This window comes from Microcoleus sp. POL10_C6 (assembly GCF_036701585.1).
Taxonomy (GTDB): Bacteria; Cyanobacteriota; Cyanobacteriia; order Cyanobacteriales; family Microcoleaceae; genus Microcoleus.
The window spans coordinates 17041-31310 of the sequence record NZ_JAUBRB010000023.1 but is presented as its reverse complement, the minus strand read 5'-3'; the positions used below and the strand labels follow the sequence as shown (position 1 = coordinate 31310).

The following is a 14270-nucleotide window of genomic DNA, read 5'->3' as shown; positions in this document are numbered from 1 at the left end:
TAAGTGTGACTTGAATTATAATATTGTTAAAAATATCTAAAACAACCACACTTACTATGCCTACCAATCCACTCGATGATGTTTGGGCGAATTTTCAATCACTAAAAGGAGTTAGTGAAGTCAAAAAGATAATGGAGGCTCCTCAGCAATGGCTCCTGGAGCAACCGCTGACTCAGGGATTGTTGGCTCATCCAACGGCTAAAGTTCTTTTAGGTTGGCTTCAGTCATCACAGAATGTAGCAGCCTTTCCTCTTCTGATAGCTCAATGTGGAACAGCATTCTTGGAAACATCCCACGGCATCAACCGTGCCTACAACAGCAAACTTTATCCCAATTTAGCAGGTGCTGGTGAAAGAGCGTTGGCTGGATTAATCTCTACCAGTACAGAGAAAGGTATCTATGGTGATGTCATAAATGCTTTCAACAATAGCTTAAATCTCCCAGAATTGTCCAAAACCGGGGTAAAAATTAACTACGCTATGGATGAGGCTTGGAGATCAATTAATCAAAAAAAGCTTTTAATGCAGGAAGAAGCTAGAAGATTACGAGATAAATATTACCAAGAATTGCAAGATGAACGACTAAAATTAGACGATCGACGTAGAACGCGATCTAAATACAACAATGTGGCTAGAAGTTTAGTTGCTATGGGTGATGCACCTATCCCTTCTCCCAGAATTGTACGCTCTACGACAGGTACAGGTACAGGAACAGGTACAGGTACAGTAATAGGTAATAGCAATTACGATATCAACTCAATTTACAACGATCAGATTTTATCAATCCGAAGTGTCCAAGTGAATGCAAGTGCTTTGATAATTGTCCCAGTAGTAGCGCCGATCGTTGCTGTAGGCGGTGCTTTGGCGACAGTAGGGATTACAGCAGGCATAATTTCTAGCATAGCAAGTTGGTTTTTAACGACTTGCATGAATTTGGCAGGAATACCAGCAAGTTTAATTACAGCTCTTATTCATTGCGTAACTTCGATCGTCCTCAAAGTTTCTGGCAGTTCAGGGGCTGAAGCACTAAGATTTTTTGCTGCTTCTGCTTTGAAAATTAACGAAGCTTTGTTGATGACTGTTTTTGGCACCAGTAATATGAATGTTACTGCCTGGATGTTTCTGATTGCAATGGCAGGGCCGATTTTAATTGTCTCAATCATTATCATTTTAGCGATGCGAAATAAAACGGCTTTGTCGAAAACTCTCTATGTCTTTGGAGATTTAGTGGATAATCCTAACAGATTCAATCTGAGAGTAGCTACCATGTACGAAACTAATTCGATCGAAATATTGGATCAGTTCAAACTCTCAGCTAAAAATATGCGCGACAATGCCAAACTTGCTATGAGCCAAATCATAGGACTCGGATTAGATCCAAAAAATGAGTATGCAATTTGTTATAATTTAACTAATCCTGATAATCCAATTCCAGTCACTGGAAAAGAAGAAATTGCAGCATTATTAGGACCTGACAAAGTTGCTCGAATAGCAACAGGTAGACTCAACTTTATGGACTTCATTTAAACAGATGCCAACAATTTATGAGCTAAATTACGACTGGTACGGCGCAGACGAAACACTGGCAAAAGTAGCAACAACTGCTGTTTGGTCAGTGTGGGACTGTGTTGCAAAACAATGGTCGAATACTCCCAAAGTAACTTTGCGAAATACTCTGCTTTCAGGGTTACACAAAGATGTTGGGAAAGATAGATTTTGTATTGGTGAAATACCAGAAAATACAAAAAGTCCTGCACTGCTGAATCCATTTATTGTTGATAAAACTGATCGATATCAACTGGATTTAGCTAGTAACTCTCGGAATCATGGTAGGTTTACATTCAATCTAGCTCCGATCGGGAGTGATTACTATGGAGGATTAGCAACAGAACAATGGAAACGAATCATTTACGGCAGTATTCTTCACACAGGATGCAAACATTTAATAGGTCGAGAATTCAATTATGTGATTGTTGATGATACAGCCAGAGATGCTAATGGCAATCCTCAAGATGATCCAGTAAATAAACGGCATTGGAACAGCGGAGACAGTCACGCCAAAGCTTCCAGAGAATTTATGGAGATATTAGGCGCAGGAACAGTAGAATTTGACGCTGATGAAATTGATGCTGATATTCCTATTCAGTTTAGGATAGCTGCATTTAAAAAATGGGTAGCAAAAGGGACGATCGCCTACAATCCTCTGTTAGATGAATCAGGCTATGATTTGGTCATTCCTTGGAGTTCGTTAAAAGGCAAAAAACCAGCACTCGGAAACTATACCGATAAACTGCTATGCGGGCTGGTATTTGAAGCAGAAAAGCGCACCGCAAAAGCAGGCTGGATGCTGTTTCAATGGTTTAAATTTGAAACTCTGGAACAAGACAGAATAATCAGCCGACTGCGAGAAAAATGTGAAAAGCTAGCAGCAGCTACTAATTCTATTCAAGCTCTGGCTAAAGAACTCCGAATCCATCAAGAAGAAGCAGCACAAGAACGTGAGCAGGGCGATAGTATTCAGTCCGAAGCTGAATATGTCAATACTGCAATGGAGATTATCAAATATGACTTAAAAGGCAGACTGTTATTGCATCCCTACATCACCGGGAAAGTAGCAGAAAGACTTCGCGCCGTTTGGCTCAACTTAGCCAAAGCAGCCGGAGTTCGTTTCTGGTCACTCATGTCCCAACCTGATGAGTATTTCCAAAAATACGAAACCACGGATGAGAACAACGTAACCACTTTTAGAGAAAAAGTATTTTGTGCACCTGGCATGGCTCCCGGCGAATACATCGTATTTTGCAATCCTATGAGGCATTGGGGAGATTGTCAGCTCTGGATCAACCGTCATGAAGGCACTTATGCCAAAGGCTATGGATTGATGGCAGCCTCGACAAAACTCATGCTGAATTTGGGCAGAGACTTTGACGGCGACTTTGTTCAGCTCATCTCATCCAGAGAGTATCCAGCTCTGAGAGATGCGATCGCCAACTTTGACAAACCTCCATCCGTTGACAAGCTTCCCAAAATGGCGTTGCCTGGAACTCTCCAAGAAGTCGCCGTTAACAGCATGAATGACAGCACCGGGATTGTTGCCTCACTTCTGGGTCGGGCCCGAGGTGCGGGAGCTGAAGGAATAGTGCTGATGATTCCTCCCGGCGGGATGCAAACAGCTCCAGTCGAGATGTCAATCATCGACTTTCTCAGTCAGGAACTCCAAATCGCGGTTGACTCATTGAAATCGGCATATCCCAATAATGACAAGGGTTTGCAAGCTGTTACCGAATATCTCAACAGTCTCGGAGATGCTGGTAAAATCCCTTGGCTCAAAGACTTTAAAGAGGATGCGGTTTATCTAACTCGACCCTGTGCCGTTGCCGAGGATGCGATGGATACTATTTCCCGCCTGGTGAGAGTCGTTAACACCTACTGGAAACCAGCTCAGTTGGAAACCAACATCAACATCAACTCCTTTGAAAATGCACTCTTTGTGGGTGGTGTAGTCGATCAAAAGCAGTTAGATTTTGCTTTTGAGCAACGCAAAGGATACGCGGACGAGATGAAGGTTGCGATCGCATGGAAAAACCAAAATGATGGGGATACTACTAAAATCCGTGAGGTGTCCGCAAAATTTCAAGCTCTTAAAAACTCTGCTCTTGAACAATTAGCTGATGCCAACGGTGAGGCTTTCAGCGCAAAAAGTTGGGCTGCTGCATATTGGCGAGCTGTTCATACTAATGCTACTGAGCTCAGCACCGGATCACTTGCATTCAATTTATTCAGGGAAGAAATCGTGACAGATTTACAAGAAAACCCCGACACCTTGCCTTATTTCAACGCATACAACGTTCACAGACAAACTCCAAGTGTCTGGAGTCGAGGTGAATGGAAAGGGCAAAATGTACTTGTTCGCGTTGTCCAACGAATGAAGCCTGCTGCCGGAGAAGTCGCAGCACGAATGGAACTTGCGGTAGATATGAGCTTTCCTGAAAGTACCAGAAATGTCGGATACTTCCCCCTTGGATGGATACCGAAAGAGTACCAAAGTAAAGTTGCGATCGGGGAAACTCGTGAGATGCGCTGTTACACCAACGGCAAGTATATGGAAGATAGCGGACAAATCATCACCAAAACAGTTCGGCTCTATAACCGATCGCTCTCTCAAGAACAAATTGATTTCTTAGAAGGCAAGTTCCCAGCAGGTCTTTATAAGCCAGAAGATTTTGGTTTACCACCAAATTAATCATTTGATGGTGCATAATTAAAATATTCATTAGTCATCCGAACAGATTAGTTATGTCTGCCTTAACTGACCACGTAAAAGCGTCAACTGGATTTTCTGAAAGTACCGTTAACGCGGTATGGGATTCAGCAGTAGCCTTCATGTCACTCACTCTCCGCAATGGTGAAAAAGTACCGCTAGAAGGGTTAGGGATTTTAAAAGCTACCGATCGACCTGAACGTCAAGGACGCAACCCTCGGACTGGAGAAGCTATCACTTTTAAAGCTTCTCGCAGACCTAAGTTGACTTTCAGCAAATCCTTTTTGACTTTAGTTCAGCCTGATCCAAGCCAACCACAGCCTGCACCTGCTGCTGAATCTACTGCTCAATCTGTCGCTCCTGTTGCTCCTGTTCCTCTTGTTGCAGGCATTCAACCTCCTCCTATTCCAGCCGACTTGCTAGCGCAAAAAACCTTGAGTCATCCTGAGCAAACCTGGCAAATCAAAGCTCCTGACAGTTCCTTCGTTGAAGTACCAACAAGTGAACTAGCAGGCTGGGGAGTTAACGCTAACACCCCGGTTTACTCGCCTAGCACAGGCTGGAAATTAGCGGGGAAAGTGCCGGAACTTGTAGGAATCGTCAAATAGTTTTGAACCAGACAGAAAAAAGCTTGAGTAGATGTACACTACTCAAGCTTTTTTCTGCCTCTATTTTGGTTCACACAAATGTCGAGAATACTGGATGCCGTAAAGAGCCTGTAGCAGTCACACCAAGATAAACCACTTCCAGCGTTCTGCCTAAATAATCAGCTTGGTTGGCAAATATTGTCGATCGCTCCAAGTCAGTAAATCCTGTCCCCACTCGACTATTGATGATTTGATTGTTAATCATTCCCCGAATCAGTAAGTTACCCAGAGACTTGGCATATTTGCCACTACCTTTGGTAAACCCAACCACCGTAAAGTTGTTCTTAACAAAGTTTTTCACTTTTAGGAGATTGTTCGATCGAACCCCGGAGTAAATAGAGTTCGGATTCCGCAGCATTATCCCTTCATCTGAGAGTCCAGAACTTTTGACCAATTCAGCTTCAGTTTGGATTACCAAAGGATTATTTTCAACCAATTTCTGAGGGACGTAGCTAACTTTTCCCATTGCCGGGAAAATTTGCTTAATCTGATCTACTTCATGAACTGTCTCCATTGTCGGGAATTGATTGAAGCCGATCGCAAAGATGCGAAACTGAACTTTTTGTTTATTTGCTACTACAGATTCTACAGTTTTTCTGCTGCGGACAATTCCTGAGATAACATCAAAAAGAGTTCCAGGGATGTATAACTCACCGTCTATAAAAGATAAATTATTAGTCGATCGAATACTTTCGCATATTTCCTCAATCTCAGTCAATCCTGAATATCGAGTCAGTCCCGATCGACTTCTCAATCCACTCGTCATATTTTCATATAAGCAGCGGACTCCATCTAGTTTAGGGCTGCTAAACCATTCAGCAACACCATAATTTTTCGCTGGACTGTAAGTATTGGCTAATTGTGGTAACATTCAAACTTTTTCCTTAGCTAACGAATCGACTTAAAGCCGGAGTTCGTAGATTTCCTGTTGAACTTAAACCCATGTAAACTATCTGAGCTTGCTTGCCGATGTAAGAATCTCGATTCATCCATAAATCTTGTTCCTCTTCATCGTTCAAACCATAAACCCGAGTAATTTTATTGACTCCATTAACTAAACCTTCGACTGACATATAACTGACGAAATTCACTACAGGATTCTGTGTGAATGAAACAACCGTAAAGACTCCGCTTGTTATGCCCTTTACTTTCAGATAGTTGTCCGATCGAATCTCTGAATATACTGAATCAGGATTTCTTAAGAATATTTCATCAGAAACCCCAGAATTAACTACCTTTGTATATTCATCAAGAATTCCTAGCGGTGTACTCCGAATCAATTCTTGAGGAATAAAACTCAGCATCCCCAACGGAGGAATGTTTTGACGCATCAAAGTAATCATTTCATGACCCGTCATGCCAGGATTCATTGCTGAATGAACCGCAGAGAGTCTAAACTCAACAGCAAATTTATTGCCAAGGTCATAGTTGTTTCGATCGCGTACCAACACTGTTAGTTCGTCAAGTGTTTTGCCAGGGATGAATAACTCACCATCAAGAAGCGTGAGATTATGAGCATCACAAAGACTTTGACAAGCTAATTCAAGCCGATCGAGTCCAACAAATCTGGTACTCAAAATTTGACTTCTTAGTCCTTTCAAATCGTCAAATCTTTGGTAAACACATCGAATGCCGTTAAGTCTAGGACTGCTAAAAAAGAAACCTGTAGGATATTCTTTTGCTGGACTGTAAGTATTCGCTAATTGTGGAAGCATTTTAGTTTCTGTGAGTAATTGGATTGTTGAATCTATAACCCTGTTTTTAAGCAGGGTTATAAATTACAAAGTTTAGGAAACTGAACAAAGATTAATCGATCGGAAGAATGAAAGTGTTACGGCATCGTAATGTCTCGTTAACAATCTTGTCAAACCTCAAGACTAAATCTCTTGTGCCACTCGGCTCATATCTCATGTTTGCCCATTGACCACTAGCTGCTAGCATACCGTTCGGAGTGGTAACACCAGCTACGCCATAATACCAAGTGGTAAAAGCAGGTGGCAGGTTACACAAAATCATTCCTGAGATGTTACCGAAAGTAACGTTTACATCAACGTTGATACGAGCTAATTTTCCACAGGTTTGATAAGTGATGCTACCCGTTACGTTCCACGACAAAGGCAAGATTTGAATTGGCGCTGACCAAACTAAATCTGCTGTTCCTGCGGGTCCTTGAGGTCCCGTTGCGCCAGTTGCACCAGTCGCACCAGTTGCACCAACCGGGCCTTGAATACCTTGGCTTCCTGTTGCACCCGGAGTTCCTTGTGCTCCAGTTGCACCAGTAGCTCCAGCAGCTCCAGTTGAACCAACCGAAGATAAAAGATTCCAATTTGCTGAAGGTGGAACGGAGTTGGTATTAGCAGCGACGGCTATATAACTGCTTCCTCCTTGGGAGACAGCATCGTTAATTGAATAAGCAGTTGCTGAATTCCATGCACCTCTCCAATTTGATCCCCTTGGGCCGATCGGTCCTTGCGCTCCAGTTGCACCAGTTGCGCCGGGAGTTCCTTGCGCTCCAGTAGCACCCGCAGCGCCCGGAATTCCTTGCGCTCCAGTAGAACCTGTTGCACCGATCGGACCTTGCGAACCTGTTGCGCCGACATCACCTTTCGGGCCGATCGCACCAGTAGAACCTGTTGCACCAGGATTACCTTGCAAACCTTGAGGCCCTTGTGTTCCAGCGGGACCAGTTGCACCTTGAATTCCGGCTGCGCCTTGAGCACCAGTAGCGCCGACTGCACCAGCAGGACCAGTTGCTCCGGGAGCGCCTTGGATACCTGGATCGCCTTGCTTAGCTCCCAAAGTCCAGACTGTCGAAGTTAGCGACGGTGGAGAATTCAAACTTGGTGCGTTAGCGATGTAACTGCTGCCGTTATAAGCAACAGAATCAAACATCACGTATTGAAAAGTCGGGCTCCAAATTCCACGCCAAATCAATCCCGGTCGCCCTTGAATTCCTTGAATCCCTTGAGCACCTTGAGCGCCAGTTGCGCCGATCGGCCCCATTGCGCCAGTTGCGCCAACACTACCCGGTACGCCTTGAATTCCTTGCTCTCCACGTTCACCGGGAGTACCTGGATTACCTTGCAAACCTTGGGAACCTGTTGCGCCTGCAATTCCTTGATCGCCACGGTCGCCTTTTTCACCTTGCGCTCCCGTTGCACCTGCCGGGCCGATTGCGCCAGTTGCCCCAGGATTTCCAGCAATTCCTTGAACGCCTGGATCACCTTTTTGACCTTGCGGGCCGGTAGCACCGATCGAACCAGTTGCGCCAACCGCGCCTGCAATTCCCTGATCACCGCGATCGCCTTTGGAACCTTGCGGGCCGGTCAAACCGATCGAACCTGCGGGCCCGATATCTCCAGCGATACCTTGATCGCCACGGTCACCTTTAGAACCTTGCGGGCCGGTTAAACCAATCGGGCCGGTCATGCCAGCAGCACCAGCGACACCTTGATCGCCACGGTCGCCTTTGATTCCTTGAGTGCCTTGAGCGCCAGTCAAACCGATCGGACCGACCGGGCCGACATCGCCAGCGATACCTTGATCGCCCCGGTCGCCTTTGGAACCTTGAGGCCCTGTCAAACCGATCGAACCAGCAGGGCCGATATCACCGGGAATGCCTTGATCGCCTCGATCGCCTTTGGAACCTTGAACGCCTTGAGCGCCAGTTAAACCTGCCGGGCCGGTCATACCGACATCGCCAGGAATGCCCTGATCGCCTCGATCGCCTTTAGAACCTTGAGGCCCTGTTAAACCTGCGGGACCAACCGGGCCGATATCTCCAGCAATGCCTTGATCGCCACGGTCGCCTTTAGAACCCTGAGCACCAGTCAAACCGATCGGGCCCGTCGCGCCAGCTTCACCAACTAAACCTTGATCACCGCGATCGCCTTTAGCACCCTGCGGGCCGGTCAAACCAATATCACCAGCCGGCCCGACTGTGCCGGGAATTCCTTGACTGCCTGGATCGCCTTTGATTCCTTGACTACCTTGAGGCCCTGTCAAACCTGCCGGGCCGGTAGCACCAATTTCACCAGCAATTCCTTGGTCGCCTCGATCGCCTTTGATTCCTTGCTCACCTTGTGGGCCGGTTAAGCCTGGATTTCCTTGAGAGCCAGTAGCGCCAACTAGACCTTGATCGCCTCGATCGCCTTTCTCACCAGCCGGGCCGGTAGCGCCGGGATTACCAATTTCACCTTTATCACCTTGAGGGCCGGCAATCCCAGGCACACCCTGTAAACCCATTGCTCCTTGAGCGCCCGGTTCACCTGGTAAACCACGACTGCCGGGTTCACCTTGAACGCCTGGATTTCCTTGAGGACCCGGTGAACCATCAGGGCCGGTCAAACCTTGGATGCCTTGAATTCCTTGACTGCCTGGTTCACCTTTTTCACCAGCGACACCGGGAGAACCTGCTACGCCAGCAGCACCGGGATTACCTTGGTCGCCTTTCGGGCCGGTAGCACCGATCGCACCTTGAGCGCCTGCTGCACCGGGAATTCCTTGATCGCCTTTCTGACCTGGTGCTCCAGTTTCACCAGCAGGGCCGATCGCTCCAGCTACACCGGGCATACCATCCGCGCCGGGATTGCCTGGATCACCTTTAATACCCTGCGGGCCGGTAGCACCAGCAGGGCCGATTGAACCGGGTGTACCTGCTGCACCGGGCATACCATCTGCACCATTAGCACCGGGATTGCCCTGAATGCCCTGAATGCCCTGAGTACCCATTGCACCCTGAGCGCCTGCTGCACCTGTCGCGCCTGTTGCACCGACTGCACCGGGATTACCTTGCTGACCAATATCACCGCGATCGCCTTTCGGGCCGGCAACACCTTGAGGGCCGATCAGACCTTGAGGGCCGGTTAAGCCGATCGGACCTTGTGGCCCAACGATTGCCGGCTCTGGAGGAATAAGAGCAACATCCCGAGAAGCTGTAGCAACAATGCTAGTGCCAACCATCAAATCAGCGCGTAGAGTTCCACTTTGTGTGATGGCTGTTTCATAAGGAATCCACGGACTTTCTTTAATAATTGCGCCATTGAGAGTGAAACGGACAAAAGAGTTAGTTGGCGGATATGCAACATCAGCAACTACTACAGTTTGCCCTGAATAAAGAACAGGAGCTCGTAGCGCAATTGTTGGTGAGTTGACCTTAACTTCAAAATTTATTTGAGCGGTCGATCGAACTGTGACAGGAGCTGTTCCAGTAATATCCTCAACTTCAATTAAATGATTCCCCGGAGTATTAATTGTAATACTCATCCCAAATTGATATTGAGGCGCAGCCGTAGTGCCGACATTGGTTGCTGTGGTGTCTGTGCCGACAACTGTACCGTTTAGTTTAAATCGAACGTCAGTATTTGTGTTACTGTCTGCGATCGCAGTAACAGGTAAGGAATAAGGCAAAGAGTTTAATTGAATACTTGGCTGATTTGGGGCGGTGATTCTAATAGCCATGATTATTTATTTAATTTGTGAATACACGAGAATTAATCTCTTCTCTGTAGTCAATACCAGAGAAGAGATTAAAAACAAGAGAGAGAAAGAACTTTGGCGCTTATCAGGTTTGAATCAGCAGAGCCTGAGCCAGGATAACTTCTGATTCCACTGATTCTCCAGCAATCATCAGAGTTGTGTAAGCATCAGGGCTTGTGTTGTCACCGTCATCGTCGTGAACCATGATGACTTTAGTATTTTGCAACTGAGTGAATGTTTGGTAAAGCTCAGTTAGATATTCAACCTGTTCGATCGGCATCAAAATGCTAAATACTGTCTCTGGTAAAACAGGATCTTCCATCGCCAAACCTTGGGTTGCCATCCCTACTAACTCTGTCAAAGAGTTTCTGATCAAAGGTTGAAACAGCTCATCTAAAGTTTTGTATTCAATGCGTCGTGTCGCCGGAGCTTTATAACTAGGAGCGAGGGGATTCATCGCCTTGATTGCAGCTCTCCGCATTGAAGCATCTCTGCTGAGGATTGCTGCTTCATCCAATGGCAGTTTAGCTCTTTTAATTGAAAGCGGTGAATCGCTTTCAGATTGGGGCCAAAAGTTGTAGTCAGCGAGTGTTGCCCGCAGCATTTTTGTTGCGAATCCGGCTGTTATTGTCATGGTGGTAATCGAGTTTGGTATCGATCGATAAATTATTTTTTTAGTATATCATCTCAATTTTATTTCTCTTTTTAACGGCAAAAACTTGACTTTTGTTTACAAATAAGATAGAAAGAAAAATTAAAATTGACTAATGGGGTTCTGACCAGGAAACGGCAATAACAAATATAGAATCAGCAAAAAACCTACAAGCTACAGAATTAGTGTTTAAAACTGTTGTTTTAGTATTTGCACTCTTTTGAGTATCAAAAAACTAGGCATTTTCAAAATTGCTTACCCATTTATCACTGTTTTTGTCACCTAAGAAAACAATTTGACCATTTTCTGTAGCAGTGCAACCAGAATAGTAAGCTAAACACAAAACAAACTTGAGCATAAGAAAACCAGTAGCGAACTGGTTCAACGCTATTAGTCGCGAGAAAGTGCATAAAACTTCAGGAGATAGGCTTGAATTTCTGGACTTTAAGCCAATCAAAGGAATTGACCATATAACTCTGCCAAACAGATGACTTTGACCTTCCCCACGGCAAGAAGCTTTGTTAGCAGGAAGCCAATGACAGTCACCGGAAGCATTTCTTACCAGATAGAAACATTGAGGAACGATCCTCTGCGAGGGCTGCGCCAACGGAAGTTCAATTTTACCGTAGCTTGCGGGGCGCCTTGCACGCTCGCGGAGTCGAAGGGTAGCGCCATCGCCCAACCCGGACACCAGTTGCTGCCGTAGTAGAAAAAGCAGTCCTTCGGTTCCTTAAACCATTCGATGTGATTTTTAGTTATTTTTGCTATTTTGCTCATTAGATTTAGATGTGATTGATGAGAGATAGTCATAGTTATGGAGAAAAAACATCATCGCCCAAAAGCGAAGCACTACGTTAATAGCATTTAAGTAGCTTTTAGTCAATTAATTGTATTTCATACTTACAACCAACGAAAAGCACTTTATATTCAATAAAACTGTCATTGCCAGTGATTCCTAAGCGACCACTAAGAACAATTTTACAAAGCTACAAATTGACAATCTGGTCATCATGATTTTCCTTGTCCCTGGATTGCCTGCCCGTAAGAAGCGCAAAAACTGACGTGGTAGCATTTCTTGATAAACTGCCGTGATTTCGTGAGGATAGGGCTCGATATGTGATGTGAATAGCTAAGAATCGATCGAATAAATGGGCAAGGTGAATGCGAGAGCTTCCGAAACTTGGCAAAATAAATCCTCATTAACATCGAAAAACCAAGAATATCTGTAACAAAATCTCGATATTTTGCTGATTTCATTCAGGAATTATATGATTTTTTAAACAACCACTGTCATCATTTTGGTATAATTGTGACAGTATCAGATCCATATTTGGAAATATTACTACCGGGAGCGTGATGTTTGGCAGAATTCCATTGAGCTAAACTTTACAGCAGCGATCGTCCAATTAACCCTTTGAATCCGTGCCACAACTCGAACTTTTCTCTGAATTTCAACCCAAACCCAGCTATGCTAAATCTCCTCAACTAACGATGAATTGTGAGGCGCTAGAGAGCTGGAAACAGCGTATTTTTGAACACCAGCAATCTGAAGGCGCTTAAGATATTATACTTTTTCCATTTGGTTCTATGCAATGCAATGACTAATTGAGTACCAGCTTTGAACTGACGAAATATCGCTTCTTTGATAATAGGAAAGCACAGCACAAGTATGTTAAGTGCCTTAATCTGTAAAAATCGTTGTATATGACGGCGATGACTACTTTGTAAAAAGCGCACAATCGCCTTCAGCACAAGTATGCTATTCCTGTAAGTCAGCCATTCTCAGCCTTCAACTCAGGCAATAGCGAATTTTGATGGAAGAGTCTCAAAGTTCTGCTACTTGAATAAGGAACCACTATGGCTGGGAAAGCTGGACAAGATTGTTTGAATCTTATTAAAGATTCCGAAGGTTTACACCGTAAACGTGCTGATGGAAATATTGAAGCATACGCTGATCCTGTTGGAGTTTGGACGATTGGCTATGGCTCGATCTATCACATTGATAAAAAACGACCTGTGCAAGCGGGCGATGCGATCACCAAAGCTAATGCTGAGCGATGGCTGCAATTGGAGGTGGATGAGAAAACAGGTGCAGTCAATACCCTTTGCACAGTTGCTGTAACGCAGGGTATGTTTGATGCTCTCGTTTCGTTCGCATTTAATGTGGGAACTGGGAAAGATGGCTTGAAAGGGTCAACGCTTCTGAAGAAATTGAACAGTCAAGATTACGAAGGTGCAGCGAGGGAGTTCGATCGCTGGATTCATGGAAATGGCAAAGTTCTTCCAGGGCTAGTCATCCGTCGTGACAGAGAAGAAGCCCTCTTTCGGCGAGATGGATTTCCTGGTGCTGGTACTTCCACACCAGATACTACATTTCCAGCCACCCCTTGGCAGGAACCAAAACTTCCCTTAGAGATCGGTCGTACTTTAGTCGTGGGAAATTCTGGCAAAGACTGCTTCATTTTGAATTGTGCATTAGGAAAGCTTGGTTATCTTGCCGACGGCATTCAGCCTGGCGAATATACTCCGATTACTAAAGGGGCGGTCGAATGGTTCCAGAGCGAAAACGACCTTGATGTCGATGGAAAGTTTGGAGCCAAAACCAAGGCAGCCCTAACAGCAGCCTTGACAAACGCTGTGGAGCGTGTGCCTCCTCCCATGTTGGAGCGAATTTACTGTCGTTTGACCCGTACTGGTACAACGGCGTATGCGGGTCTGGAGAAGTTATTGCTAGAGTTTGTCGATCCAAAGGGAAGAGTTCTCGCAGCGCTTGATGCAATCTCAGGCGCACCTGGAGCGCAGGAATTTAGAGTCCCTGACGATCCCCTTAGTTTTCCTGGAAGTTTTGAGCCTATTCCTCAAGCGCGTTATACCATTGGAGACATCGATTTTGCAGGCGGCAAGGATAACTACATTGATGTACATTTCCATGAGACAAACGGGATTGGTCCAGTTTGGGTTCCGATTATCAAGACCCGATTTGACGATCGTGACAGTTTTGGCTTTCACATGGATTGGAATGGGAGTAGTTCTCCGGGGAGCGCAGGCTGCGTCTGTGTGGGTACAGAACCAGAATTGAAGAATCTAGTTGCTCTTCTGCGTCGATATGATCCTCGCGATCTATTTGTAGACTGGGGAATTCGCTAGTAGCTTGGAAGTCAACCTTTTGAGGACGGAGCGATCCTGTCCTCAAAGCTATGGTTTTTCTGACACGGCTTGTACATTGGCTTTAA

The 14270-nt window shown here is 45.3% G+C and carries 9 protein-coding genes; 5 read left to right on the top strand and 4 right to left on the bottom strand.

All coding sequences use genetic code 11. The features are described 5' to 3' along the window. The first annotated feature begins 23 nt into the window (after nucleotides 1–23). Genes QUA34_RS14845 through QUA34_RS14835 form a run of 3 tightly spaced genes read left to right on the top strand, consistent with a single transcriptional unit; the run spans nucleotide 24 to nucleotide 4868 of the window. Entirely contained in the window at nucleotides 24–1526 is a 1503-nt protein-coding gene (locus QUA34_RS14845; RefSeq protein WP_333387757.1) for a hypothetical protein, read from the top strand. A gap of 4 nt (nucleotides 1527–1530) precedes the next feature. Further along, on the top strand, nucleotides 1531–4242 hold the full coding sequence (locus tag QUA34_RS14840) for a hypothetical protein (RefSeq protein WP_333387754.1): 2712 nt from the start codon (nucleotides 1531–1533) through the stop codon (nucleotides 4240–4242). 53 nt (nucleotides 4243–4295) lie between these two features. After that, entirely contained in the window at nucleotides 4296–4868 is a 573-nt protein-coding gene (locus QUA34_RS14835; protein WP_333387751.1) for an HU family DNA-binding protein, read from the top strand. A 70-nt stretch (nucleotides 4869–4938) separates the two neighbouring features. Here QUA34_RS14835 and QUA34_RS14830 read toward each other — a convergent pair whose 3' ends face one another. The 4 genes from QUA34_RS14830 to QUA34_RS14815 form a co-directional block, all read right to left on the bottom strand. Continuing rightward, complete coding sequence (locus QUA34_RS14830) at nucleotides 4939–5778, bottom strand: ATP-dependent DNA ligase (protein ID WP_333387748.1); 840 nt, start codon at nucleotides 5776–5778, stop codon at nucleotides 4939–4941. A gap of 13 nt (nucleotides 5779–5791) precedes the next feature. Next, nucleotides 5792–6622 carry a hypothetical protein gene (locus tag QUA34_RS14825; RefSeq protein ID WP_333387745.1) on the bottom strand — a complete coding sequence of 277 codons (831 nt, stop codon included), beginning with the start codon at nucleotides 6620–6622 and terminating at the stop codon, nucleotides 5792–5794. A 91-nt stretch (nucleotides 6623–6713) separates the two neighbouring features. Continuing rightward, nucleotides 6714–10367, bottom strand: coding sequence for a hypothetical protein (locus QUA34_RS14820; protein ID WP_333387742.1), 3654 nt, complete (start codon nucleotides 10365–10367; stop codon nucleotides 6714–6716). Between the two features lie 103 nt (nucleotides 10368–10470). Further along, on the bottom strand, nucleotides 10471–11019 hold the full coding sequence (locus tag QUA34_RS14815) for a hypothetical protein (RefSeq protein ID WP_333387739.1): 549 nt from the start codon (nucleotides 11017–11019) through the stop codon (nucleotides 10471–10473). A gap of 553 nt (nucleotides 11020–11572) precedes the next feature. Here QUA34_RS14815 and QUA34_RS14810 point away from each other — a divergent pair. Both QUA34_RS14810 and QUA34_RS14805 read left to right on the top strand, forming a co-directional pair. Further along, on the top strand, nucleotides 11573–11743 hold the full coding sequence (locus tag QUA34_RS14810) for a hypothetical protein (protein ID WP_333387736.1): 171 nt from the start codon (nucleotides 11573–11575) through the stop codon (nucleotides 11741–11743). A gap of 1151 nt (nucleotides 11744–12894) precedes the next feature. After that, complete coding sequence (locus tag QUA34_RS14805) at nucleotides 12895–14184, top strand: glycoside hydrolase family protein (RefSeq protein ID WP_333387733.1); 1290 nt, start codon at nucleotides 12895–12897, stop codon at nucleotides 14182–14184. Nucleotides 14185–14270 lie beyond the last annotated feature (86 nt).

What these genes read in the sequence shown, in the direction of transcription:
- QUA34_RS14840 (WP_333387754.1), top strand. Translation starts at nt 1,531, where the DNA reads ATGCCAACAATTTATGAGCTAAATTACGACTGGTACGGCGCAGACGAA.
- QUA34_RS14835 (WP_333387751.1), top strand. Translation starts at nt 4,296, where the DNA reads ATGTCTGCCTTAACTGACCACGTAAAAGCGTCAACTGGATTTTCTGAA.
- QUA34_RS14830 (WP_333387748.1), bottom strand. Translation starts at nt 5,778, where the DNA reads ATGTTACCACAATTAGCCAATACTTACAGTCCAGCGAAAAATTATGGT.
- QUA34_RS14825 (WP_333387745.1), bottom strand. Translation starts at nt 6,622, where the DNA reads ATGCTTCCACAATTAGCGAATACTTACAGTCCAGCAAAAGAATATCCT.
- QUA34_RS14820 (WP_333387742.1), bottom strand. Translation starts at nt 10,367, where the DNA reads ATGGCTATTAGAATCACCGCCCCAAATCAGCCAAGTATTCAATTAAAC.
- QUA34_RS14815 (WP_333387739.1), bottom strand. Translation starts at nt 11,019, where the DNA reads ATGACAATAACAGCCGGATTCGCAACAAAAATGCTGCGGGCAACACTC.
- QUA34_RS14810 (WP_333387736.1), top strand. Translation starts at nt 11,573, where the DNA reads ATGACAGTCACCGGAAGCATTTCTTACCAGATAGAAACATTGAGGAAC.
- QUA34_RS14805 (WP_333387733.1), top strand. Translation starts at nt 12,895, where the DNA reads ATGGCTGGGAAAGCTGGACAAGATTGTTTGAATCTTATTAAAGATTCC.